This window comes from Burkholderia sp. BE17 (assembly GCF_009362305.1).
GTDB lineage: Bacteria > Pseudomonadota > Gammaproteobacteria > Burkholderiales > Burkholderiaceae > Burkholderia > Burkholderia pyrrocinia_C.
Genome location: NZ_WHNU01000001.1, coordinates 19,299 through 44,759 on the forward strand (window position 1 = coordinate 19,299; position 25,461 = coordinate 44,759).

Here is a 25,461-nt window from a genome sequence, read left to right on the forward strand (position 1 = left end):
CCTCACCTCGCCTTTACCGTCTTTGCTGCCGCGAGGGCTGCCTTTTCCTGCGGGCTCGGCCCCGTCTCCAGGACAATCACCAGTGTCACGATCAATCCGAAGATCACCAGCCCGAACACGCTCAACAGTGTTTTATTCATTTCAGTGCCACCACCACGTCGTCAGGCCCAAATGCTGGTCGATCTGGACAGGTGTGCGCGAAGGGGCGCGTACAGTCGTGATGCCGCCGGCCGCCGTGACGCCCTTCCCACCGCTGAACGAACCGCCGTCGATCACGCCGTCGCCGGTCAGCGTCACGCTGCCGTTCGCGGTGAAACCGCCGCCGACGTCCATCGCGATGATCTGCGCCCATGTGCTGCCGAAGAATGCCTTGAAGCCACGGTGCTGGTTGATCGCCGAGTAGCCGGTCACGCCTTGTGCATATGTGATCGGTGCATCAACCTTGATGTCGCCGGTCGCGAAGACGTTGCCCCCGACGTTGCGGGCGACCGTGCCGGCCTTGATGCCGATGTTGCCGCCCGCCTGGATCGTGCCGCCATATGGCGTGACATTGCTCGACGCGTCGGCGTGGCAGAAGATCCAGCAGCTGCGCGTATAGCTCGCCTGGCCCGTGAAGACGGCGGCGTTGGTGAACGCGTTTTGTGCGGCGATATTGACGTCACCATCGTTCGATTGAACGATCCCACCGGCATTCGTGAAGTTGCGGCTCGTGATCCTCACCGGGCCGTGCACGGCGGCGATATAGGCGAGCTGTTCCGGGTTGCCGACCGTGCCGTAATCGACGTTGACGCCACTCGTCGTATGCGTGAAGAACAGGAAGCTGCCGCCGCGGTCGCTATACGCGGTGGGCTGGCCGCCGTTCGTGCCGCCGGTATGGTCGATGATGTTCTGCACGTCGCCGGCCGCAGTGAGGCTCACTGCGCCATTCGACAGGATGCGCGCGTTGTCGTTGACGATGTTGCCGCCCGCCGTCAGCTTCGTCTGGCCGTTGGCGGCAAACATGATGCCGAGGTTGTTCACGCTCGAGCGGTTCGTGATGTCGCCTGCAGCGGTGAGGATCACATCGCCGCCCGTCGTGGTGCCGTCGCTCGCCGTGGTTCCGGCCTGAATCAGGCTGCCGGTGTTGGTGATCGAGCCGCTACTTGTCAGATAGACCGTATTGCCTGCGCTCAGCGTCGCTGGACCGGTGCTGTCGTCGGTCAATGCGATATTGTCGGCCCGAACGTTCACGTTGTTCGCGGCAGTTACCTGTCCGCCCTGGAACGACACCGTACCGGTGGTCGTGAGTGCTACGTCGCGCTCGGCCTTCAGACTGCCGTCCACGGTCGCGATGTCGCCGCTCGCCGTGACGACAACGTCGCCTGCATTCGCGTAGACCTTGCCGAGACTGTGCACGCCCGCGCCTTGATCGGTGACGATCAATTGGACGCGGCCGGCCGTCAAACCGCCCGCTGCCGTGATATCGACCGCAACGGCGTTGCTTTTCGTACCCGGCGCGGAGATACCGATCAACCAGTCGTGGCCGTTGTCGGAGGGTGAGAAACTGGTGTCGTAGGTCGTCGTGCTGTCACCGGCGATCGCGCGGATGCCGCTCGTCGAGCTGGTGAAATCGTTGGTCACCGGACCGTTGATGCTGAGTTGCTTTGCGATCAGATCGAGGTTGACCAGCGTACCGGACAGACCACCAGGCCCTATTGCGATGCCGCCGCGGTTCGTTGTCAGCATAACGTTGCGTTGCGTCACTCCCGGCGCGATCGTTACGTCGTTGAAGCTAACCTGTCCGGTCGACAACACTACGTGACCCGTGTTCGTGAAGCTGCCTCCATCGACCGTAACCCCGTTCGGATTGGCCAGAATCACGTTCGCGCGCGGACCAAGCACGTTGATGTTGCCCTGGATCAGCGACGGATTCGTGCTCGTGACCTGGTTGACGATCGTGCGCGCATTGATGCCAATGTTGTTTAAATCCGCGCCAGCCTTCGAGACGTTGAACGATGAGTAGGTATTGTTCGAGACGCCGCCAATCGCAGGGGCGATGTTGACAGTCTGACGGCCGCTAGCGCCGCTTATAACAGACGTAGCTGTTCCGCCATCAGGAGTAATGCCAGCCGCAAGCGCTGAACAAGAAACACCTGCCCATGCAGCCCAAAGGCTGCCTCGTAACAATTTGATACGCATATCCGAACTCCGGAGCGTCTTATTCTGGAATCTTCAAATCGAATTCTGGCCCGGCCGCAACATTGAGAGTCAAGCGACCACCCTGCCTCAATAGTTCATAAGCCTCAGGGCCGACCCAGTAGATACCAATCTTTTCTTTAAAAACCTTCTTCATAGCTGATGCGAATTGCCGCATCAATTTCTGCGCAGCAGGATCATCCGACCAAGTTTGAATCAACCCATTTATCAGCGTTCCATCTGACCAAATGCCACCCGATTTGAATTCGATTCCTTTGGTGCAATTTCCGGGTTCATACGCCGTATACCACTTCCCGCCTTCTGGCAAGTTCCTCCCGATAAATCGAGACATCGGGACGACTTCCACTGAACGCTCGACAAGAATGTAATTCTTACATCGCGCCGTATCTCCTTGAGTCCCCAAGCCGATATCTGGAATATCTCGCGCGGTGTTAAACACTGGGGCCTCGGCCCCGCATTCCTGATAAAAGTGATGATGCGACAAAATATATTTTACTTCCTGTCGCCCCTCCACAAAATCAGTCAACGAGAGGCTATCGTCTTTTGTGGCGTAAAAATGAATTCTTTTCATCTCCCGAGTGCAACCTTAATCTCTTATTTAAATTGCCCGGGCGTAGCGCCTTTCGGAATATTGGTCATTCATTTCTAGGTCGGACGCCCTCGTTGGCAATCAATCCATCAAATGCCAATCAAAAAAAATCATCTGCAAAGACTCAAATCGAACTCTCTTCGACTGCGAGCCATCCCAGCCTTTGAAAGGACGAATTTGATAAACAATCGAAGTCCGGGGTCATTGCTCCGATACCCGACTGACGTGTTATCTGCCTCACGAATCAATGCCGAGGGCTACCGGCAAGTCTCTGACAAACTGCTCCCTATTACCATAACTCGGAGCTAAATCAGCACAGCACTGAGCAAATACCTTCCTTTCTCCCATGGACATTTCAAGGAGTTCGCCAGATAGCTGCTCCATCGCCCCAAGTGCGACATCAGCGTCCAAAAGACGCTCATCGGTATACTCCAGAAAAATTGCAAAATCGACAATTGCCTTTACTAAATGCTTATTTTCCATTTGGAACCACCTTTACCGTAATATTTGAAATGCCAAGTTTATTCAGCATATTTTGCGCTCTGGTAGCTTGCTGAGCCGTCGGAACCTCCCATCGAGCGGTAAGACCATTTTGCGTCAATGCATCCGACTGACGTTGAGCTTGATCCATCGACTTACTCGTAGTAACGACGGATACTTTTCGATCAACCATCACGTCACCATCCACACCATCGAATTTAACGAGCCTCGTTGTGCCATCTGGCATGGTTCGCTCGAGGGCAGGGGCCAGACCACTTTGTGTCGCGGAGTCTGATCGTGCGCCAGTCGCGGAATCATTGTAATCGCGAGCTCGTTGATTCATTGCTGCGTTCTCATTTATCCAGCGAATCTTCGAGTCGGCTGCGCCGTTTGACGTACTCCAGCCGCCCGAACTTCCCATGTCAACAGCATCGCTTGCCGTCGACGACGTTGTAGGTGCTGGCTCAACGATCGCCCGCCCACCTGACGACATCGGAACTTCCCCGTCTGCAATACTACCTGCGGGGCCACCAATTCCCGCACCGCCGGGAGTACCGCCCTCCGGAATCAGATCCTTGCCATGAGCAATGTCCTCTGGGTCCTTGACTGCATTGTTCAGCGCCTCGTTCTGTGCGCCCGTTACGCCGCCCGTCGAATTGAAGCCCAACAGGCCCGACAAGCCACCGCCAGCGAGCGTCGCAATCGCTGTCACTGCCGCAGTCTGGCTTGCATCGAGTTGAGTGTGGGTCGGATCGATCTGATCGATCACCAATGGCGACACTACCGCACTCGCAAGACCGCCTACGGCGCCACCTGCGCACCCGTTACCGAGCGCTGCCCCCGCCGCACATCCAAGCGCTGCGTGGGCAAGGTCGTAGCCGATAGACCCCTTCGCAAGTATCGAATCCTTATTCAGACTGGCTGCGCCGATCGCATTTGCGCCAACCGCTGCAATATCGGTGATGACGTTGTTCTTCAGCGCCGTCCCGAAGCTTCCGCCCTGGATCGTCGTCGAGATCGCTGCATTCACCACGCTCTGCTCGCCGATCTGCAACGCGGTGTTGCCGAGATTCGATAACGTCACGGCAGGATCGGACGACACCAGATTGGTGCCAACCGATTGAAAGTCGTTCAGTCCTAATCCTTCATCAATCCCCTGCGTCAAGTAGGCTACCGCCATGTCCTTGGCAAAAGTCCCAAAGCTGAAGTTATCGCTGTCCGCCATGTTCATCAGCGAACCCATCGCGGCGGCAACCATCGGGAAGCCCACCAACGATACGGCGATCTCCATCATCGCCTGTACGACTAGGATCGGCCCCATACCGCCGTCCTCGATGACGTCGGTGTGCAGATTGTTGCTAACCGTGGACTGCGTGAACTGGTTGCCAAGCTGGCCCTTCAGGTTCGCCAGCATCTGCTGCGTTGCAGCCTGATTGACACTGCCGTCGGCGCTGATTTGCTGCAAGGCGCCGCCGATCTGGTTCAGGCTTTGCACGTTCATGTCGTAGTTCATCGCCGACATGAAGCCGCCTTGCTGCGTCACGGTGCCCGTCGTAACCGCGACCCCACCGTCGACCTCCTGATAGATCGTGCCGACATTGGTCGAACGTTGCTCGTTCGTGAGGCTCTGCGTGTTAACCGTCAGATTCTGCGCAGACACAGCCCCGGTATTCAGGATGCTGTTCGCGTAATTGAGCGCAACGTTGGTGCCGGTAATTTCACCATCGGCGTTGACGACTGCATAATTCTTCGGCAACAGCACTTCAGGCATCAGCGCCTGCACCGTCGGACATGCTGCGCCGCCAATCGCCGAGCATCCCGGCTCCGGCACCGTCTGCTCGACGTACCAGAGCATCGGCGCATTGATCTGCGCGAGTTGCGCGTCACTCAACTGCGTGCCGAGCGCAATGTTGTTCTGCTTCGCATACTCGAGCGCGGCACCGTACAACGCCGCCTTGTCGGCATTGTTGATTGACGCCTGGCTCGTGCTGTCCGTCGCGTTCGGCGTACTGTAGAAACTGCTCTTGCCGGTCGCTTGCAGCGCAGCCTGTTCGATCTGCTGGTTCTCGGTATACGGATCGTAGTAGAACGGCACGCTACCCGGCCGCAGGTTGGCTGGCAGGGCGGCGATCAGCGACGCCGATGAAATGGAGTTGACGACCTGCGCAGCCGGGTTGTTGGTCAGATAAGTCGCCGTGACCGTGTCACCGGCGATTGTCTGAACCGTCTTGATGGTTGGCGTAATCGTCTGCGCGACGCTCGGTGCCTTGGGCTTGCCGATCGTCTCTACGCCAACCGGCGTATTCGGCGGCAACCCGGCGGCACCCGTAACCGACGTGCGTTGGCCGTTGAGGTTCGTAACGAAGCCCGCTGCGTTGACCGTCGTCGCCACGCTGCCAGGGACAGCCTGCGGACCGAGTGACACGACCTGGCCAGATACAACCGGGGGCGGGGTATAGACGTTCGGGTTCGTGATCCCGTTCACCAGCTGCGAACCCGTCAGGGCGACGCGCTGACCAATCACATTCCCGGTGTTGGTCAGCGTCGGCGAATTGACCGACAGCGTATTGCCGGCCTGAATCGTGCCCGGCACGAAGTCCGACATTCCGACCGATGACGGCAGCCCGGCCGGATCTTGCGCCGCGCCGCTGCTGTACGCACTCCCGTACAGTTGCTGGCACAGCGCCGGATTGTTCGCGCAGCCCCATGCCGGATAGGACGCGTTGTAGTGCGTCAGATTGCTGGCCCAATACGCGGACAGGTACTGATTGTCGGAGTGTGCCGAGTTCGTCGCATTGATCGTGACGTTGTTCAAGGCAGTCACCAGGCTGCCGGTATTGCTGAACGTGCCCGCACTCAGGTTGACGTTGTGATTGGCGGTGATGGTTGCGGGGCTCGCCGATTGCACATCGACATACGCTTCACAGTTGCTCGTGCAGCCCGTGAACGGTGTTGCGGTTCCGTAGTTCTCGTGGACCTGCGCCGGCGCGGCAATCGTATTCGTGAGCGTCGCTGCATTGATCGTGACGTCGTTCCCCTCAATCGCGCCCGAGGTATTCGTCACGCTGGCAGCCTGCGTCGGGCTGGTCACCGTCGTACCTGCGCCCCCGATGACGACCGTGTTTTTAGCGACCAGGTTCCCGTAGGTGTTGGCGACTTGATCAGCGGCGATGACGAGATTGTTGCCCGCCGTCACGTTGCTGTTGGTCTGCTGGTAACTGTAGGTTTCCGAATTCGGATTGGTCGTGGTCGACCCATTACATCCCGAGAAGCCGGACGCGCACCCCGCCGTGACGGTTTTCGAACCGGTATTCGTGCCTTGGTTCGTGAAACCGGCCGACCGGATCGTTACATCGTTACCCGCGGCAAGCGTCCCGGCATTGGTCAGATTGCCGCCGCCCAGATTCAGGTCATGGCCCGCGATGATCTGGCCTGCTCCGCCCTGCACCGTCACCGATGACGACGTTGACAGCGGCGTCACACCGCCCACGGGGCTGAGCTTGATGCCCGACGGATCGAGGTAGTCGCCCGGATACGGTCCAAGCGTCAACGCGCCAACCGGGCCAAAAAAGTCATTCCAGATCGAAATCGTCGACGGCGCCTGCGACAGGAAACGATTGATCGATGCGAGATCAACCGTGTCCGTCACGGTCGACGTGTAGGTCGATCCTCCATTCGACAGCGACTGAAGGTTCAGATTGGCATCGTTGCCCGCGCTCACGTTGCCGCCCTGGTTCTGGAGCGCATTGGCCGTCAGATTCAAGTTATGTCCGGCGGCAATGGTCGACGCCGCGCCGGCAACGCCCCCCGTGGTCGTCGTTGTTTCCGTGACCGTCGGCAAGGCCACGGTCTTGGTGGCAACCGCCGCGCTTTTATTTGTCGGCGTTTGGACAAACCACAGATTTGCGGTGGTGGGGTTCCCCGTGCCGCTGTTTCCAGTCGGCGCGTTCACCTGCACAAACGTCACCGAACCACTGGTCGCCACCGGCGTGCTATTCGGGACGTTGGGGTCATTGGTGGCCCCCGTCGGCGACAACGCATCGGCCAGTGTAACGGTCTGCGGCGTTTGATATACCTGACAGCAATAGCCGCCTTCGGACCCGTAGAACTCGCTGTGATCCCAAATATCATTCCCGACCACCAACGACATGACGAGCGGCGAATTCGTCACCGTGGTGCTGGTCGTAGTGGTCGTGCCTGCGCCCGTCGCAGCCGAGTTGATGATGTTGTTTGCGGTGATCGATAAGTCGTTGACAGCGGTCAGTTTGCCGCCGGCGTTGATGAGGTCCCCTGACAACGAGATCGTCGCATTGCCGCTACCAGCCGGACCATTGCTCGTTCCAACCTGAGTCGTCCCGTTCGAATTGTCGTAACTCGTACCCGAAATCGTCAGCGCGTTGTTCGCTTGTACCAGACCGGCATTTGTTCCCGATCCATTGAGCGTCAGTGCGTTGGCCGCAACCGTGCCGCTCGCTTGGTTCGCCAGTGAGCCATTGATCGTCAGGTCATTACCATTGATGGCACCGGTGTTGCCGACTGCGCCATTCAGAGCCAGCGACCCGGTACCCTGATTAATGGTGCCGGCGTTATTGAAGCCTTGCGCCGCCGTGACCGTCACGGCCCGTGCGGGCAGCGTCCACGTGCCCGTGTTGTTCACGGCAAGCGCAGACAGATTGACGCCATTGGTACCATCGATCGTCCCCAACGTCCCGGCCGACGGATCAAGCGTCTGGTTCGGCAGATTCAGCGTCGCAACGTTCTGCGCGAGAATCTTGCCGTTGGTGTTGTCGAACGAGCCATTGCCGCCCGTGACCGTCACTGTCGTGTTGCCGATCGCAGCGGTCGGATTGTTGACGTCGCCCGAGAAAATGAGGCCGTTCGCGTTGCTCAAGCTCCCCGTCGTCAGGTTCAGCGCGTTCGTCGCAAGCAAACCACCCGAGTTGACCGTCGCGCCCGACACGTTGAAATTCGCCGTCGGCCCGTAGATCGTCCCCGCGTTATTGAGGTTCGTCGCAGTGACGCTCGCCGTCTGCAGCGACGAGAGGCTGCCCGAGTTCGAGACGGTCGTGCCCGACACGTTCAGATTGCCGGCCGCCATCTGCGTACCGACGTTACTGACCGTGCCGCCTGCCAGCGTCGCATCGCCCTTGAACGCAGCGGTGCCGCCCGTCGTGACGCTCTGCGTGCCGGTGATCTTCGTCGTGCCGCCGACCACCGCGTTTGCCGTTGTGACGTTCGCGCCCGACAGGGTCGCGTTGCCGCCCACCGACAGCGCCGGCGCGGTTGCGCTGAAAGGCTGGTTGAGCTGGCCCGCCGACGTGTCGAGGTTATTCGTTGCCGTCGCAGTCAGATTGCCGCCGGCCGCCACGCCCTGCGTCGTGATGTTGGTCGCCGTGAGGCTCGCGTTCTTCGATGCGGTCGTCTGGCCGTTGAGCGTCAGATTCTGACCCGCGTTCAATGTCGCGCTGCCGGCCGTCGACACCGGACCGGCGGCCGTCAGATTGCCGGACTTCGCGCTCGCGCTCAGATCGCCCAGACTCTTGACGCTGCCTTGCGCGTTCACGTCGGTGCCAGCCGTGATCGTCGTCGCGCCGCCCGAAAGGGCGTCTCCGGCGAGCGTCGCGCTGCCGTTGGTCGCCGTCAGCGTGCTGGTACCGACAGCAGTCGTCGCGCCAACCGACAGGTTCTGGCCAGCCGTCGCGCTGAGATTGTTGCCGGTCTGAATCGCGCCGGAGATGGCAATGTTGTTGCCGGCATTGAGCGTCGTGTCGTTCGCGACGCTGAGCCCGCCCGTCCCGTTGATGTCGCGGCCCGCCGTCACGCTGGCGTTGCCGGTATTGCTGACCGCGAGACCACCGTTCAGGTTCGCATCGCGCGCGGCGGCGATCGTCGTGTTCTGACCGCTCTGGATGCTGCCGGCGACGGTCGCGTCCTGCCCGGCATTGATGTTCACTGCGCCCGGCGTCGACACCGCACCCGCGACCGAAACACTGCCTGCGCTCGATCCGATCGTTGCGTTGCCACCGCTATAGACCGTTCCGCCCAGGTTGGCGCCCTGCCGTCCGCTGGCGTTCAACGCACCGAGCGACACCACGTTGCCGGTCGTCGTCAACGCGCCGCCGTTGGCCGCGAGTGTCATGTCTCCAACCGACGCGGCCGTTCCCTGCACGTTCGTATTGCCGCCCGACGCCACGCTCAGGTTTCCGCCGCTCGTGACATTGCCGCCGAGCGTCGTGTCCTGCCCCGCCCGAATCGTCACCGCGCCTGGCGCGGAAACCGTGCCACCGAAACTCGCGTTCGTGCCCGCCGTCGCATTGACGGTGCTGCCGCTCTGCACGGCGCCATTCAGCGCAATGGCCTGCCCGGCATTCAGGTTCACCGCCCCTTGCGCGGATGAGACGCTCCCCTGGCCTGAGATCGAACCGTTTTGCGCGGCAATCGTCACCGGCCCCTGGGCCTGCACCGTGCCGCCGACAGCAGCGTCCTGGCCTGCCGTCACCGACAGTGCACCGTTCGATTGCGCGTTGCCGTTGACGGTCGCCGACCCCGTCTGCGCGGTGATCGTCGTATCGCCGACGCCCGACACCTGACCGTTCACGGTCGCGTTGCGCGCGCCGCCGAGCGCGATCGCGCTGCCGCCCTGCACGGACCCGTTGACGGTCAGATCCCGCCCTGCCGTGGCCGATACCGTACCCGGTGCGCTCAGACCGCCGACGGTCAGATCGCCGTTGATCGTTTGCAGTGCGATATCGTGCGCCGTCAGGGAACCGATCGTCATCGACTGGCCGGCCGTCAAGCTAGCCGCACCATTGGCCGCAACGGAGGCCGCATTCAGATTGCCGCCCGCGGTCATCGCCACGTTCTGGCCGGCCGATACCGAGCCCGGCGCGTTGATATCGCCGTTCGCAGCGACCGTGTAGTTCTGGTTTGCCAGCCCCGTGCCATTGATCGCCGTATTGCCACCGCTTGTCAGATTGACGTCCTGACTGGCAAAAGTTTGTCCGACCGACACATCGCCGTTCGAATTGACGATCACGTTACCCGCCGTGGCGGACAACTGTCCCTGCGTGTTCACGCCCATTCCAGCCGCGGTGGACACGATATACACGGTCCCTGATGTGACGGAACCATACTGGTTCGCATCTACCGCCACTGTCTTGCCGATCGCACTGGCGGTATTCGTCGCGCCGTTGGCGGAAGTACCATAGGTCGTCCCGCTTGTGCCGCTGGCCGTCGGCATGACGAGTTGACTACCCGTAATGATGTTCACGCGCTGATCGGCACGCAGCGGCGCCGACACGCTCACGCTTTGGCCGATAAGATCGATATTCCCGACCGTACCTTCGATACCTGCACCAGAGCCGTTCACGCCAGCCGGTCCGTCGATCGAGATGTTGCCGGAGCGAACGTCGTATGCGACTGCCCCGGCGTGCGTAAAGTCCGTCGCGGCACCACCAACGCCGGTCAGAAACTGCGGCGTGCCTGTCGTCAACGTCAGCCCCGGAATATTCGTCAGGGCCATTCCGTTCACCGAGATGCCGCCGGGTGCGCTTACGATGACCGTCGCCGGAACGCCGAAAGTCTCCAACGGCCCATTCATCACCGCGACATTGTTGGACGTGACCTGGTTGATGATGGTCGACGCAGAGCGACCGTTCAGGTTCGGGTTCGCGCCCAATGTACCGCCCAGCAACGGAGTCCCCGGAATGGTGCTGTTATTGAGCACGAGGCCTTCGGGGCCTACTCCGAACGTCTGATACTGATTGAGACTGATGCCGTTTGAATTTGGAGCCGCGATATTGACGGCGGGGACGCCCGTGCTGGTCGCGGTCACCGTCGGTTGAAACGCAATCGGTGCGCGCGGATCGACGATGGGCGCCGCGTGTGCTGTTTGATCCGCGAGGAACACTGCCGGACTGAAATACATCACACCCGCCATCACCCAGGCGGTTGCCTTGATCCACAGCGCATGTCCTTCGCTTTTCAGCGAACTGACTTCGAAAGCGATTGCTTGTTTGGCCGCATCTCGTTGAACGAGGCGTTGCTCAATCTCGCGCATGACGCGGCTCATAATTTGGTCTCACTCAGTGCGTTTCGCCGCGATAGTCGCATAGTCGAGACTGAAAGATGGTCAACAAGTGTCAGGACTCCACTCACGAAAATAAATTATTCTTTCAAATACCAAACAAATAAAATATCCATTTGTCAATTAAGACAATTAAACATTCCAGCCAAATTCCATCACTTCAATAACACTGAAAAACAAAGCAAAACCTTTGAAATAAGCTTTACGTCCATCGCGACCGAGCAGGCCTAGTGCCAGCCCTCCTTTACCCATCGACCTCGCCCGCCCTGCGCCCCTCCACACACCTCGATACACCGCAAAATGGAGGGTTTAATTTTTTAAATATTAAAAGTGTCAAACATCTTCACTCCGCATCTCCGAAGCGGCCACCAATTCCGATCGAATGAGCATCAATTCACTCAAAAACACACCGATTCATTACTGGGCGATCGGATGTTCAGCATCCAGGCGACATTGAATGGCTGTTGTATTACGTACACGAGCACTTGACTACACACCAAGCGATCTATGTCATTGAAGAGAATTTCAAGCTTACTTACACCAGCCCATGAAAACGTACAAAGAGCTACTCGAACAGCGTGATTCTCTCGATGGTCTGATCTCCGAAGCCAAATCCAAAGTGCGCACGACCGTCGTCATAGAGGTCCAGCGCTTGGTCGAGGAGTTCGATATTGCTTCCCGGGAGATCTTCGGGGCTATGCCGTCTCAGAGGCCGCGCCCCCAGAAGCGGGCGAAACCGTCGGCGAAATACCGAAATCCGGCGACAGGTGAAACATGGAGCGGTCGCGGACGCCCACCGGCATGGATTGTGGGCCGCGACCGGCTGCAATTCGAGATCGTCGGCACGAACAAACAGCACCCAAGGTGCCATCCCCCGGCTTCAACCACATCAACTAGCGGCGAGCACCAGTCTCTCAATGCGCGACATTCTCTTGACTTACCGATTCCCCGTGATCTCGAGCACCTTGATGCTGCTCGCATGCAGCAATCTCGCCTGCGGCGAATACCGTGAGCAATGGCTCGGTGCAGCCGAAATGCGACAAGAGGCGGACGCTCATCGCGGGGCGGCGTCAAAACCTGCGCGCGCCAGCGGTATTCACGCGCAAGCAAGAAAACAGCGGGCCCAAACGAGCGTACGACATGCTCTCCCCGCTACTGAGGACGATCCGATTGCTGCATTCGCCGGAGCGGGTGCAAAACCCAGTGCCGCAGAACGCCGTAAGCCGAGTGCCAAGCGCGTCGCGTCTTGACCGCCGTTACTAGCGCGACATTGCCACTGCGCTGAAGCGTGCGGCTGTCAATAGCAACTTGGAAGTGCCATCGACGTCGCACGCGTCCGCCGATATTGCTCTGCGGCAATCGCTCTCACTTCGTAAAGACCCAGTAAGATTGGCTACTACCCCACGGGACCTCATGAAGACAGCATCGCTGATTGGCACGCATGTCTTTGCCGACCAGATAAAACATATCGTCAAGCACCGTGCGCTGCCCGTAATACGAGTGTCCCAACAAGTCCGACTGCGCCGCGGATGCGTCAATGGTTTCCATGCCCTTGAGCACGACAAGGTGCGCTGATTCACCCAACCTTGCACCGTTGTGCCAGGCGTTCGAAACCACCAGTGCCTCGTCATGAGAGGACGCATACAGCGTGACAGGTGCATCGAGCTTGAGCAGCCCCGGGGCCACCTGTTCGGTAAACTCGGTCGCCCCGATGTCGGGCGCAGCGAGAATCACCTCCTTGATTAGGCCGACACTGTTGGGATCGGACACGGCCAGCGACGCAAGCGCCCGCGTCAAGCCCCGGTTGCCCATGCTGTGTGCGATCAAGTAAACACTGTCAGCGCCGGACTGCGCGAGGACATCCCGCAGAAACTGCTGGAGATGCGGCTGGGCGTCGATGATTGCCTGCTCGTCCGCCGAGTAAGCGAGCTGGCTCAGTTTTCCTCTGGACGGCCAACTGAAAAATATCGTTGCCCCACGAAATTGCAGGTCATATGCCATTTGCGCAGTCCGGCGAGCGGCATCGTTAAAACTCACGTTAAAACCGTGCACGAACACCAATACGCTTCGCCTGGGGGACGCCTGCAGGTTTTGCCGCAACGCCGACCAGAAAGCGTCGCCCGCGAGCATTGCGGTGCGAAGGACCGTGACGTGCTTTCCCGGGTCGGCGTGTAACTGCAGCAGCCAGACCGCGGGCGATTCCAGTTCGCCCTGTTTATGATTCCGCGGAATGCTGACGTCAACCTCGCCGTAGGTCAGGTGATCCGCGCGTGTCGAGCTAAAAACGGGCGCAGAGGTCGGGCCAGTGGCCAACCGATCGGTGCCAAAATAGACTTTTTGCACCACGTACGCGGGGTAAGAGGACGACATCGCGCCTCCTGCTGGCGCTGCCGCGAGTCCGCCGGGGCTATGCTCATGGGCAGACGCAGGCACAGGAGCGGGAGCCGGCATAGCAACTGGGAAGCTGTTTCCTGGCGCGGCGACAGGTGCGGGACTCGTCACGGTGCCCGACTCGGCGGTTGCTTCGGCATCGGCGCTAACCAAAGTGTCAAGGTTGCCTATCGCGAGCGGCGGCGATAGCGCCAACGGTATATCGCTGGAAATCGGCGCCGACGCGCCGTGATCGCGAACGCCCGTAGCGGAAGGCAAACTACAACCGCTCAGCAGCACCAGCGCAGCGCACAGTCCAACGACGGGAAGCGGAATCTTATTCATTTTCTAGCTCCGGGACACAACGTGAATCCGGACCGCAGACTGTCTCCAGTCGCGGCGCCCGTCCGGGCGCAGGCGAGGCCACCCCAACGCATGCCGGCCGGCGGCTCCGCAACGCGTACCCCACCTGCCCCTGCAGGTGTTGCTGGTACGCGGGCTCACCGGGGCGGGCACTGCACGCCGGCAAACCACTGATATTCAATCAACATAGGAAAGAACTGCCGGATATTCAAACAGATCCGTCTCTTTTACCGAACCATACTGCTGAGCCCCGGCAATTTGCCCGCGCGTCCCAAGCATCCGTCGTGCGCACACGCCCAGCGTAATAGACGCGTGACGTTGTTCGTCCTATCCGCTGGATTCAAAAGAATTTCACGCACATATGACTGCTGCGAGCCCAGGGCCCTCCTGCGGCTTCGCCAGTACGGTCGCGTGCTGGCGTCGTCATCCCTCCCCGGAGTCAAGCGATGCTAACCCCTTCTCCTCTCGACTATCTCGCCGCCTTCGCGCTCACCTTCCTCTGCGGCGCGTTGCTCGCCGCGTGCCACTGCAAGTACGTGGGCAAAATTCGACGCAACGCCCGCGCCCGTGAACGCGAGGCGCCCGTCCATGCCTGAGCGCCCTTCCTTCTTTCCGGATGGTGATGAGGACGAAGACGACGCTTGGCAGCGCAACTGGCACGAGCCGCATTCGCCGCACCAACAGGACACCGGTGAATCACCGCGCTACCGACCGGGTATCGGAGACGTTGCATATCCGTGCCCGTCTTGTGAGTCGTTCCGCACCGAGCAACGCCACATTGCGCGGCGAATCTGCAGCGCCGTCGGTGCCGTGGCGGGCGCAACGAGCACGGTCGCCGCAGCGCTGTCCGGTGCGGAGACCGGCGCGGTCATTGGCGCGCTCGGCGGTCCTCTTGGCGCTGTATGCGGCGGTATCGCTGGCGCGGTCCTCGCCGGGCTCCTGGCTGGCGCAGCCGGCTGCACCACTGGCGCGGCGCTGGGCGAAGCGCTGGACCTCAAGGTTCTGAACAACTGGCGATGCCTCGCGTGCGGACGCACCTTCACCGTCCATCCGGACTGACCCGCCTCGCGTCTTTCCTTCCACTGTTTTTCCCCTCGTCCCGCCCGGCTTCGGCCGGGCTGTATGCCCTCGTCTATTTTCTACAAGGATTTCCCATGCATCTCGTTCAAACCATGGCCTATGTCGGCCAGGAGCCGTGGCACGGTCTCGGCAACCGTCTTACCCCCAATCAATCGATCGAAGACTGGAAGCGCGCCGCCGGCATGGACTGGAGCATCGAAGAAGCCGAAGTGCGCTTCGTCGCTGCCGGCAATCGGAATCTCGGCTCGATCCACGCGTTTCCCGAACAGAAGGTGCTGTACCGCTCCGATACCAAAGCGCCCCTGTCCGTTGTCTCATCGCGCTATGCAGTCGTGCAGCCTACGGAGATTTTGGAGTTTTATCGTGATGTGACTGAGATCGGCGGGTTCGAGCTCGAAACGGCGGGCGTGTTGAAGGAAGGCCGCAAGCTCTGGGCACTCGCCAAGACCGGTCATTCCGGCCTGCTCAAAGGCAAGGACAAAATCGGCGGCTATCTGTTGTTGGCAACCGCCTGCGACGGCACGCTCGCCACCACCGCACAGTTCACGTCCGTCCGTGTGGTCTGCAATAACACCCTGCAAATCGCGCTGGGCGACAGCACGGGCGTTGTGAAAGTCCCGCATCGCTCGCAGTTCGACGCAGCAGCCGTAAAGCGCCAGCTGGGTATCGCCGTGTCGTCGTGGGATGCGTTCATGGTGCGGACCAAGGCGCTCGCCGAACGCAAGATCACTGACTCCACGGCCGAAGCGTTCCTGCGGCGCGTGCTGACGTACTCGACGGCGAACCTGCCGGACCGCGAGACCGTGGCCGTCAACGAGCGCGCGATCAAGGCAGTCGGTCAGCTTTATGCCGGGCGTGGCAAGGGTGCGGATCTGCCTTCCGCAGCGGGTACGGCCTGGGGTTTGTTGAACGCCGTAACGGAATACGTCGATCACCATCGTCGTGCCCGTACCGATAATCACCGGATCGACGCCGCCTGGTTTGGCGCTGGCGCAACGCTCAAGCAGCGTGCCTGGGACGAGGCCATGAAACTTGTGGCATGACCAAGCCCATCCCTCCTCTGGCCGTCGACATGCGGATTCAGATCCCACGCGAAGTCGGATTACGGTTCGGCGGCCGTTTCGCCACGATCCTGCAAATCAAACCCCAGGGTACGACCGTCCACCTCGGAAACGGCAAGCTCGTGACCTTCGCCGGCGACGCGCTGCAAGACGCATTCCGGCGCGCCAACTCAACGTAGCACCGTCCCTGTATTTACTCACCTTCGGCCCGGTCAGATTCGTCTGCCGGGCTTCTTCGTTTTGGAGGTCCCGTGAACGCCCCTCACCCTGAGCCACCGCGCCCGCGAAAGCCAGCGCTGAAGCTCGTCAAGACCCACGATCTGTCGCGCGACGACTGGCTCGCGGTGCGCCGTACCGGCATTGGCGGATCGGATGCCGCCGCTGCGGTCGGCCTCAATCCGTACATGAGCGCGCTGGAATTGTGGCTAGACAAGACAGGACGCGCGGAAGGTCTTCCCCGCCCCGATCCGGCCGACACAACATCGCCGACGTATTGGGGCACGCTGTTGGAGCCCATCATCGCGGCCGTCTACACCCAGCAGACCGGCAACAAGGTCCGCAAGGTCAATGCCGTGCTGCGACACGCGTCGATCCCCTGGATGCTCGCCAACATCGACCGGGAAGTCGTCGGTGTGCCCGATGTCCAAATCCTCGAATGCAAGACGGCCGGCGAGTATGGCGCCCGCCTCTGGCGCGAAGGCGTGCCGGAGTATGTACAGATCCAGGTTCAGCATCAGTTGGCCGTCACCGGCAAGACAGCTGCGCATGTCGCCGTGCTGTTGTGCGGGCAGGCGCTGGAAGTGCATCGGATCGAGCGTGACGACGCATTGATCGGTCGGCTCATCGAGCTGGAGGCACGTTTCTGGCGGTTCGTGGAAACCGATACGCCGCCACCCGCCGATGGATCGGAATCAGCCGATCGCGCGTTGCGCCATCTGTATCCAGGCAACGGCGGGACGATCGATTTTACCGACGACCACGGCCTGTCATCCGTGTTTGCCGATCTGATCGCCGTGCGGGCCGAGATCGAAACGCGCCAGCAGCTCGAAGCGCAGTTCAAGCAGACGATCCAGCAGGCAATGGGTGACGCAATCCGGGCTATATTCGAAACCGGCTCCGTGTCTTTCAAGCGCAGCAAGGATTCGTCGTCGGTCGATCTGGAGCGCCTGTTGGCCGATCACCCATCGTTCGAACAGCAGTACGCCATCTCGAAGCCGGGTTCCCGGCGCTTCCTTGTTTCCACCTGATCCGACCGACCATGACGAACCTCGAATGTCTGACGGACATCATGACCTTCTCGCGGTACGGCGCGCTCGCCCAAGCGTTCGTGATGGACGCACTGAGCAAGCACGCCGAGCGCGTTGCCACCGTACCCCTCGACAAATTGCAGCAGCAATTCGGCGTTCATCCGATGGTCAGCGCTCGCGCTTGGCACGGCGTCGCCCAGGAAATCCACACCAAGCTCGAAGCGCACTTCTCCCGGTAGTCGGCGCATCGCTCGCAGTGCCTCCCCATTTCTATTTTGAGGACCATCATGCTCAAAGGTCTCGCAATCACGCCGCCGGTCGTCGGGCGCATTACTATCGGAAAAATTGTCGAGAAGAACGGCAAACGCCTCCCAGAGAAAGACGATCAGTTCACGCTCACGACGCAAGTACAGCAGCACGGCGAATGGATGCTACACCCGCTGAACGAAGCGCTGCGCAAGGCGACGGCTGGCAAGCTGCGCGCGATTCCAGTCCGTGTGCTGTTCAATGATCCGGACCTGAACCTCCGGTCGGAATATTCCTTGTTCGACCGCGACACCGGACGGCCCGTGTGCGTCGGCAATGGCGAAACGTGTCGTCGTGTAACGGACGCCGGCATCGAGGCCCTGCCCTGCCCCTCGCCGGATGGCTGCACGTTCGGCCGTCAGGGCAATTGCAAGCCGTATGGTCGGCTGAACGTGATCATCGGTGACGACGACGAGATGGGGTCGTTCATCCTGAGAACGACATCCTACAATTCGATTCGAACACTGGCCGCCCGTCTACACTACTTCCGTGCCGTATCGGGCAATCTGCTCGCCTGCCTCCCGCTGGAACTGAAGCTGCGTGGGAAGTCGACCACACAAAGCTTTCGGTCCGCCATCTACTACGTCGACCTAGGTGTACGTTCAGGGAGCAAGCTCGAACAAGCGTTGATCGAGGCAAAGGAACTGGATGCACGCCGTCGGGCAGCCGGATTCGATCAAGCAGCGCTCGACGCCGCAGCGCGACTCGGGTTCGCCAACGGGGCATTTGAGGATAGTCCCGATGAACAAGCGGCCGTCGCAGAGGAGTTCTATCCCGAGCCGATGCCAAATCGTCAGCGTGCTGAGGATGGAGGCGCCGGTGAGACGACCGGAACGCCTCCGTCAACACTGCGGGACAAGCTCGAACGCAAGGCCGTGCTGCTCGGCGGCAAAGCGGCATGAGTTCGCGTCGCTTGGCGCTCGCCCTGGCGACCGGCGCGACCTCCACTGCGCTCTGCCTGTCGGTGCTCGCCGGCTGGCAGCGCGGCGGATCGCTCCCCGAGCGGCTCGTCTGGGTCGCGATTGGCCTGGTGCTCGTCTCGAGCGCGCACCTGTTACCCGCACTCCTCCGGGACACGCCGATCGTTGTCCGCTGTATAGGTAGCGTGTTATGGGGCGCGTGTCTGGCGACGGCTTGTTTCGGTCACGCGCAGTTCTTCGTAATGGCACAGCAGCATGCCGGGGAACATCGCGCGGCGGCGGTGACAGTCCCGACACCGACGCCGTCGCGTAGCCTGACGGCTGTCATGGCAGAGCGCGCGAGTATCTCGGCGCAACTTGCCACGGCGAACGCTCGTTACTGCGTCGGCAATTGCGCAACGCTGGACGCGCGCCGAACGGCGCTCGGTGCGCGACTCGATGCGCGGAACGCCGAAGCCGATGAGGTGCGGCGCCAGCAGGCCGCTGCGGATCGAGTCGCGGTACAACGCGACGCGTTACGCGTCGATCCAGTCACGTCGCGACTCGCCGCGTTACTCAGTACGACCGCGACCAAGATCGATCTGCTGACCGGGCTTGCATTCGCCGCTGTGCTCGAAGGCGTCGCCTGTCTGTTGTGGACCGTCGCGCTTCGGTTGCCGTTACCGAAGCCGTTACCCGTCGTAACTACCGTTTCGCCGTCAGCAGCCACGGCAACGCCAGCCGTGACTCCGTTTGCCGTCGCGCCAGTCACGGAAACGGCTGACATGACTCAGCCGGTAGTCATGCCCGTCACGGCGAGTCACGACGACGAGACCGTTAGTCGCAATTCCGTAACGCCGAGTCACGACCGGACGACCGGCGGTCATGCGCCACGCGACGCCCCGGTCACGTCGTTACCGGCGACGGCTCCCGCCGACGACCACCTCTCTCGACTCATCCGAGATGTCGCGGCCGGCCTCGTCCGCCCCACAGTCGCGGATATACGCCGCCATTTTGGCTGTTCGCAATCACGCGCGGCGGAGCTGCGCCGTCAGCTCACCGAACACATCTCAGTGGCATAGAGCCGGGCCTCGCGCCCGGCTTTTGCTTGTCACTCATTCCACTTCATTTCTGTCATGCGCCATGGACTCGACCGAACTCGTTCCAAGCATCAGCATCGTGAACCTCGCCAACCAGCGCGTCGCCGTCATCGAACGCGTGCGCGCCGCGCTCGACCTGCTCGGCGAAGCCCAACAGCTGGCCAAAGCTGCACATCTCGGCTTCCCCCGGCTCGTCCTTGATGAAAGCTACGGCTGTCGTGGTCGACCGACCGTGACCGGGGACTACGCGAAACGCGACGAAGCCGAAGCCGCGATCGTCCGCATAGTCGACATACGCGGCTGGGATTACCTGCTGTCGGAATCGGGCTTACGTACCTTCATGGACGCGAAAGCCCGCGAACAATGGAGCAATCAGATTGCCGAAGGCGACGTGCCTGAATTGACCACCGCCAACATCGAAGCAACCTTCGCACAGCTCTACGGCGCGCGCGGCGACATGTTCGAGCGCGGCGTGTTGCAGTGCTTCCGGCGACTGTCGTGGGACTACAAGACCAATCAGCCGTTCAAGTTCGGTAAACGCATCATCGTGCGATACCTGCTCAGTTCCGGTTCCCCGAATTTCCGCGTCACCAACGAACTGGACGACCTGATTCGGGTCTTTTGCATCCTCGATGGCAAGCCCGAGCCGGACCATCGGCTCGGCGCGTACAGCCTCGTTTCTGGCACCAGGCAGGATCGTCGCAGCGAAGCTGAGCACGACTACTTCCACCTGCGCTGGTTCAAAAACGGGAACGGCCATCTCACCTTCAAGCGCGCCGATCTGGTCGACCAAATGAACAAGATCCTCGCGAAGCATTACCCGCACGCGCTCGCATCCGAGGCGCGGTAGTGCCGGGACGCGTCCTGCGTCTCGTCTTTCCCCCTTCAATTCAGCGAAATCGGTATCCGGTTCATCCGGAGGCCCGTGCTCGTCCATTACCCGGAGTCTGTTGTGAATCTAACCTCCACCCACCACGCCGGTCCGCGCTTCAAGCTCGGCCAGATCTTCGCGACGCCGGCTGCACTGGAAGCCCTTGACGACGCGCGTGTCTCGATTATCGATCTGCTGATCCGTCACGTTCGTGGCGACTGGGGCGACCTCTCCGAATCCGATCGCCAGCAAAACGAGTTGTCGATCGACGCAGGGCTACGCCTGCTGTCCTGCTACGTTCTTCCCGGCGGGCAAACCGTCTGGGTCATCACCGAGTGGGACCGCTCCTCGACCACATTCCTGTTGCCAGGCGACTACTGACATGTTGATCCAGAAATTTCATCCAGGCATCCGGCTCGGCCAGCAACCTGCTCTCGCCGAATCGGGCAATCCTCTCTTCAGCCGACAAGGGCATTGGGACGGTGGAAGTACGCTCCATTGCGTTGCGATGGCGCTCGGACTGCTCGGCAAGCTGGCTGATCCGGTCTATCTGCCATATCACCCATTCGGCCCCGAACAGATTGTGTGGGATGACGCGTGGCCGCATTACCTGACAGGGCTGGCGCTCGAGGAGTTGGCGGATTTTGTCGCCAACCTGAATCTCGGTTTGCGACCGGCGACCTGCACGGCGTCCGGCATGGGGCTGTTGCGATTTGCGGAACGCGAGCTGCAAGGGGGTTGGCCCGTCGTCGTCGGTTGGAAACAGCGCCACCTAGTGAAGCGGCGAGCCGCGCTGGTCGTAGGGATCGAGGGGCGCCAGAGCGGGCGAGCCTTCGAACCCGATGCACTGCTGTTGCTCGATCCGTCTGGCGATACGCCAGGACTGGCAGGATTCAACGCCCGTCTCGATATACACGACAGCGACCTGTTCTGCCATCGATCACCGTCCGCCGCACGGGCTGTCAGCCTCGTGGGAGCCTTGTCCATCCGCATCGTCAATCCTTCTGCCATCCGCACAGCTGCTGGAACTTGATTCTGGGGTGGCGTCGCCGTGTTCACGCGACGCTCTCCGTTCAACGACGACAAAACGCCTGCACTCAGTCGGAAAGCCGATCTGAAAGTCGGTCGAATTTCTGAAATCGACCCGCTTGGGTCATTCAGCGTCCCGCACAACGGACCTTCAAACGAGCAATTCTGCCCAACTTCAAAAAGCGACGTTGGGAGGCGTTCAACTACGGCCTCGTTGGCCTCACGTCCTCCGGCACCAACGTTCCGACTCTCCAGTTCCGTGCGATTTCCTCGGCAGTCGACAGTGAGTCGTCGGACAGTTCCGGACGATAGCCCAGAAGCCCGACTACCGATCCAGGATGCGTAGTTTCAGCAATCTTTAGCCAGGCATATGCCGCAATCAGATTTTGCGGAACGCCGAAGCCATTTTTTAGCATCAAACCCAGCTTTGTTTGAGCACTCTCATCGCCTTGTATGGCCGCTTTGCGAAGCCATGTCGCCGCCTGAGCGTCGTCTTCGTGCACACCGATTCCGAGGAAGTACAGATTGCCTAGTTCCGACTGGGCCATAGCCTGACCTTGATCGGCCGCTTTGCGGAGCCAGTACGTAGCCGTTACCTCGTCACGTTGGACGCCGTATCCATGGAGGTACATCTCGGCCAGATTGAACTGCGAGTGTCCATAGCCCTGTTCGGCCGCCTTGTGGTACCAAGCTGCGGCTTCGACAAAGTCGCGCTTCACGCCAATTCCGCACCAGTAGATGACACCGAGGTTGTGTTGCGCTGTCGGATCACCTTTCATAGCGACGTCTTTGACGTTCTCGAAACTGGCAATCGTCGCTGTGCTTGCCGCACAAACTGGGTCGACTCGCTGCTTCACCGCAACCGAACCAGAGTCTCGGCCTCCATCAGAAGAACTGACGGAAACTGTCTGAGCTGATGCAGATGGGCATTGAGCTGCGAGGAGGCAAGAGGTCCACACGGCAATGAGGTTAATACAGGTTTTAGTCACGCGAAATTGCATACCGTATCTGCCAAGCGGAGGAACCGGGTCTATGTAAGTCGTATCGATACAAGCACTCAAATCAAGGCGTTCCAGTTCGTGAACGCACTCGACGATGAGCGTGATTGTCGACCATCTTAGCCTCGACGTCGAACGTCCGAAAGTGGCCGACTACTGCCCAACGCGGTTGGCCGTAGCGTACCCATTTCGGTCCTCCACGAAACCTTAGCGCTGACGTTCGGCGGGAGCAGGTGGAATTTGCGGCCACTGATTGTTCGGCACGGCAAAATCAATCTGAGCTGGCTCCGATGAAAATCGTGGCTTTCGAAGCCGCTCGGAACAGGAAAGCAAAGTCCCAGAAAACCGGATAGAAGGGGTGCCCCTCTTCTAGCGTGAACGCCTCGACCTTTATCGTCTGCGATATTGTAAGTCGTAAGTCGGACACCAGCTTTTCGAGCATTCCCGCCAGAACATCCGATTCGATCGCTTCCTTCGATGGCCCAGCAGCATGGTCTCCTGCGTAAAGGAGACTGGATTTTACCGTTTCAATGACTGACTCAACACCTTTCTCGACAAAATCAATTGCAATTACACCCTTTCCGAGCGCTGCCGAGACTATATCGGCAGTTTGAGTCGGTTCGGTAAGCGCAACGGTACAGACCTTGAGAAACACGCAGTAATTTAAACTGCCACCGAATAGCTCGTCGGAAATATCATCGAGCAATAATTGATTCATAGTTATCCTGTTCGCAGGTCGCCACAATTCATCAAGGGCCAGAACAGCCCCCGAACCGATTGTCGACGATCTAGCCTGAGATGTCGAATGATCGAAAGTGGCCGGATGCCGCCCGACGCGTTCGGCGGTAGCCGACCCGAAGCGGACAACTACGATAACCCCGAACGGCGCTTCAAATCAGGGCTCGTCGCCGCACGTCGAATGTATGACTACTGGAGCGCTCGGTAGCCTTGATTCAACAATCGCTGATGTACCCAGGCGCTGCCATGGCGAGCACTGTAGATGTTCTTTGCCATGAAGAGTATCAAAGCCGCAATCAAAAAGGTTGGACGGCCGGAGGAACAGAGAAGACCGGAGGCAGCATCGACAGCGGCCATCCGCCCTCCTTGAACAACCAACCCTTCGGAGTATGCCCAGATTGTGCCGAATATCAGGGCGGACCAGTTGAAACCGCGCTTCACGCGCCGCTCCGGTATTGTCGGATGGATCATTAAGGTTGACGGCATCGTAGGTAGGGAATTGATTACGGCGATATGTCGATTATCGCACTGGAAACGATGTTCTTTAAACGTCCAGTAGCGAATGATCCAATACTGGACGGACAGTGTGGGCAATCCTGACCTCGCCGTCGACTGGCCGCTCATGGCCGGCTAGCGCCCGATGAAAGAGCGCGACGAACACGTCGGGCAGCCGCGCGATGCGACACGACCCAAAGCATACTCTAGCGGGTTGGCCCCGGCGAGTGCCTTTCAGTCTGAAGACTCCGAACAAGAGATCAGCAGAGGAGCGGGCCAAGCTCGACTATGTCTCCGCTTTCAAGGGCGAAATCGAGATTTTGCTTAGGACACAGCTCCGCGCTCCCCCGAAACACGTGGATATCGACCAACTTGTCCTCGCCGCTCGCTTCGTCGATGTAGTGGAAGTATTTGTCACCGAATTTTTCTGCTGCGTCTTGAGCGTCAATGTGAGCTGTGATTCGAACACCAAAATGAATTTCATATTGCATGAGTGCATCGCCAAGGGTCGACGCATCGACCTTTAGTGCCAAGTCGGTATGTGGACATAAGCTACCAGTATATGCATAGCGCGAGTTCTTAGGACCACACAAAAGAGGCATCTCTTTCCTTTTTTCTCGGAATTATCCGGGCGACCACGACGGGTCGGACCGCGCGGGTTGGCGACGAATGCAACCGGCCGCTCCCGGAGCGGTCCTTTAGCGTTCTCGAAAGCGGTCATTTGAGGTGCGCCGACGACACTCTCGCCAGGAGAACTTGTGGGGGAGTTTAGTCCCTTGACTTCCCGCTGGCGCCGGAACGCTGCGCGGAATCGGCCCGCCACGTTCATCAAGACGTAACGGGACACTATGCTGGCGATACTCTGAAGAAAAACGTTTCTGGAGAGCGATCGGTTTCCCAAGGGCAAATGCCAAAGTTCGCGACCAATGCTTCATAGAGCAAGCGCTCGGTCAGATAGTATTCTGGCACGCGCAATTTGCCATTGTCTCCGATATAAATCTTTTGCCACTCATCGCGCGGACAATCGTCTTCTTCGAAGTACGTGGGAGCGGAAAGCCAACGCACCTCAAAGTCCATCGGCGCGCCTACCTCAAGTATCGGCGGCAAACTGGGGACGTCGGTGGTTTGAAGTCTGGAGCGCGTCCGCGTCCCGTGCTCAAAAAACGCATAGCCATAGCTACCTCCCGATTCATACTGACAAAACGCGAGGAGAAGGTCAGGTTTTCCAATCGCTGAAATCAGCGGCTCGACGTTAATTGAGGTATCTGCCAAGATTCCCCAAGCAAGCTCGTCGCTATAGACAAAGCAGATGTCGCCAAAAAACTGGACCATGACATCGCCTCGATTTCTTATGTCGAATTCGCCGACATCCGGCGCCTCTATTTTTTCAAAATTTCGAGTAAACAATTGGGAAACAAGTTTCGTGGTCTCGTCACTCGGAATCTCAGTACGATAAGCAATTCCGGAAAGCGCTACGCCCATTTGCAGATCCTAAAATTTTTTGTTGAAAGTTCACATCGACAACGACTTCTTTCCAACCATCTTTATTAGTC

General features: G+C 59.8%; 23 protein-coding genes. 12 read left to right on the forward strand and 11 right to left on the reverse strand.

The genetic code is table 11. The features are described from left to right. Nucleotides 1-2 precede the first annotated feature (2 nt). From GD429_RS40195 to GD429_RS00100, 5 genes are all read right to left on the reverse strand, one after another. Nucleotides 3-140, reverse strand: coding sequence for a hypothetical protein (locus GD429_RS40195; protein ID WP_193727028.1), 138 nt, complete (start codon nt 138-140; stop codon nt 3-5). Between the two features lies 1 nt (nt 141). Continuing rightward, nucleotides 142-2,178 carry a filamentous hemagglutinin N-terminal domain-containing protein gene (locus tag GD429_RS00085; protein ID WP_152855153.1) on the reverse strand — a complete coding sequence of 679 codons (2,037 nt, stop codon included), beginning with the start codon at nt 2,176-2,178 and terminating at the stop codon, nt 142-144. Nucleotides 2,179-2,197: 19 nt separating this feature from the next. After that, nucleotides 2,198-2,767, reverse strand: a complete 570-nt coding sequence (locus GD429_RS00090) for a hypothetical protein (RefSeq protein WP_152855154.1) — start codon at nt 2,765-2,767, stop codon at nt 2,198-2,200. A gap of 255 nt (nt 2,768-3,022) precedes the next feature. Continuing rightward, a complete protein-coding gene (locus tag GD429_RS00095) occupies nt 3,023-3,268 on the reverse strand; it encodes a hypothetical protein (RefSeq protein WP_152855155.1) in 246 nt (81 codons plus the stop codon). Continuing rightward, the gene (locus GD429_RS00100; protein ID WP_227791509.1) at nt 3,258-11,324 is read right to left on the reverse strand and encodes a beta strand repeat-containing protein; all 8,067 of its coding nucleotides are present in this window, start codon (nt 11,322-11,324) and stop codon (nt 3,258-3,260) included. Before GD429_RS00100 ends, GD429_RS00095 begins: the two co-directional genes overlap by 11 nt. 574 nt (nt 11,325-11,898) lie before the next feature. Here GD429_RS00100 and GD429_RS00105 point away from each other — a divergent pair. Beyond that, complete coding sequence (locus GD429_RS00105) at nt 11,899-12,363, forward strand: H-NS family nucleoid-associated regulatory protein (RefSeq protein WP_152855157.1); 465 nt, start codon at nt 11,899-11,901, stop codon at nt 12,361-12,363. A 353-nt stretch (nt 12,364-12,716) separates the two neighbouring features. Here GD429_RS00105 and GD429_RS00110 read toward each other — a convergent pair whose 3' ends face one another. Then, entirely contained in the window at nt 12,717-14,066 is a 1,350-nt protein-coding gene (locus GD429_RS00110) for an alpha/beta hydrolase (protein ID WP_227791510.1), read from the reverse strand. Nucleotides 14,067-14,530: 464 nt separating this feature from the next. Between GD429_RS00110 and GD429_RS40200 the strand changes: the two genes are divergently transcribed. The 11 genes from GD429_RS40200 (at nt 14,531) to GD429_RS00160 (ending at nt 21,681) form a co-directional block, all read left to right on the forward strand. After that, the gene (locus tag GD429_RS40200) at nt 14,531-14,680 is read left to right on the forward strand and encodes a hypothetical protein (protein ID WP_193727029.1); all 150 of its coding nucleotides are present in this window, start codon (nt 14,531-14,533) and stop codon (nt 14,678-14,680) included. Then, the gene (locus GD429_RS00115) at nt 14,673-15,143 is read left to right on the forward strand and encodes a hypothetical protein (RefSeq protein WP_152855158.1); all 471 of its coding nucleotides are present in this window, start codon (nt 14,673-14,675) and stop codon (nt 15,141-15,143) included. Before GD429_RS40200 ends, GD429_RS00115 begins: the two co-directional genes overlap by 8 nt. Before the next feature lie 95 nt (nt 15,144-15,238). Next, entirely contained in the window at nt 15,239-16,207 is a 969-nt protein-coding gene (locus GD429_RS00120) for a DUF932 domain-containing protein (RefSeq protein ID WP_152855159.1), read from the forward strand. After that, nucleotides 16,204-16,404 carry a hypothetical protein gene (locus tag GD429_RS00125; protein ID WP_152855160.1) on the forward strand — a complete coding sequence of 67 codons (201 nt, stop codon included), beginning with the start codon at nt 16,204-16,206 and terminating at the stop codon, nt 16,402-16,404. The genes GD429_RS00120 and GD429_RS00125 overlap by 4 nt, the downstream gene beginning before the upstream one ends. 72 nt (nt 16,405-16,476) lie before the next feature. Further along, nucleotides 16,477-17,472, forward strand: a complete 996-nt coding sequence (locus GD429_RS00130; RefSeq protein ID WP_321574296.1) for a lambda-exonuclease family protein — start codon at nt 16,477-16,479, stop codon at nt 17,470-17,472. A gap of 11 nt (nt 17,473-17,483) precedes the next feature. Then, the gene (locus GD429_RS00135; RefSeq protein WP_152855161.1) at nt 17,484-17,711 is read left to right on the forward strand and encodes a hypothetical protein; all 228 of its coding nucleotides are present in this window, start codon (nt 17,484-17,486) and stop codon (nt 17,709-17,711) included. A 48-nt stretch (nt 17,712-17,759) separates the two neighbouring features. Next, nucleotides 17,760-18,680: a phage capsid protein gene (locus tag GD429_RS00140; RefSeq protein ID WP_152855162.1), complete on the forward strand. Its 921-nt coding sequence runs from the start codon at nt 17,760-17,762 to the stop codon at nt 18,678-18,680. Then, nucleotides 18,677-19,759: a hypothetical protein gene (locus GD429_RS00145; RefSeq protein ID WP_152855163.1), complete on the forward strand. Its 1,083-nt coding sequence runs from the start codon at nt 18,677-18,679 to the stop codon at nt 19,757-19,759. The genes GD429_RS00140 and GD429_RS00145 overlap by 4 nt, the downstream gene beginning before the upstream one ends. 61 nt (nt 19,760-19,820) lie before the next feature. Then, nucleotides 19,821-20,627, forward strand: a complete 807-nt coding sequence (locus GD429_RS00150; RefSeq protein WP_152855164.1) for a DUF4942 domain-containing protein — start codon at nt 19,821-19,823, stop codon at nt 20,625-20,627. A 102-nt stretch (nt 20,628-20,729) separates the two neighbouring features. Next, a complete protein-coding gene (locus GD429_RS00155; protein ID WP_321574298.1) occupies nt 20,730-21,029 on the forward strand; it encodes a hypothetical protein in 300 nt (99 codons plus the stop codon). A 1-nt stretch (nt 21,030) separates the two neighbouring features. Beyond that, nucleotides 21,031-21,681 carry a hypothetical protein gene (locus GD429_RS00160; protein ID WP_152855165.1) on the forward strand — a complete coding sequence of 217 codons (651 nt, stop codon included), beginning with the start codon at nt 21,031-21,033 and terminating at the stop codon, nt 21,679-21,681. Between the two features lie 199 nt (nt 21,682-21,880). Here the strand turns inward: GD429_RS00160 and GD429_RS00165 are convergent, their stop codons facing one another. From GD429_RS00165 to GD429_RS00185, 5 genes are all read right to left on the reverse strand, one after another. Next, nucleotides 21,881-22,534 (reverse strand): tetratricopeptide repeat protein, encoded by a 654-nt coding sequence (locus GD429_RS00165; RefSeq protein ID WP_193727030.1) that lies wholly within the window; start codon nt 22,532-22,534, stop codon nt 21,881-21,883. Nucleotides 22,535-22,946: 412 nt separating this feature from the next. Further along, the gene (locus GD429_RS00170) at nt 22,947-23,393 is read right to left on the reverse strand and encodes a hypothetical protein (protein ID WP_152855167.1); all 447 of its coding nucleotides are present in this window, start codon (nt 23,391-23,393) and stop codon (nt 22,947-22,949) included. 209 nt (nt 23,394-23,602) lie between these two features. Beyond that, nucleotides 23,603-24,007, reverse strand: a complete 405-nt coding sequence (locus tag GD429_RS00175) for a hypothetical protein (RefSeq protein WP_227791511.1) — start codon at nt 24,005-24,007, stop codon at nt 23,603-23,605. Nucleotides 24,008-24,168: 161 nt separating this feature from the next. Next, a complete protein-coding gene (locus GD429_RS00180) occupies nt 24,169-24,399 on the reverse strand; it encodes a hypothetical protein (RefSeq protein ID WP_152855168.1) in 231 nt (76 codons plus the stop codon). Nucleotides 24,400-24,754: 355 nt separating this feature from the next. Then, on the reverse strand, nt 24,755-25,390 hold the full coding sequence (locus GD429_RS00185) for a hypothetical protein (RefSeq protein WP_152855169.1): 636 nt from the start codon (nt 25,388-25,390) through the stop codon (nt 24,755-24,757). Nucleotides 25,391-25,461: the final 71 nt, after the last annotated feature.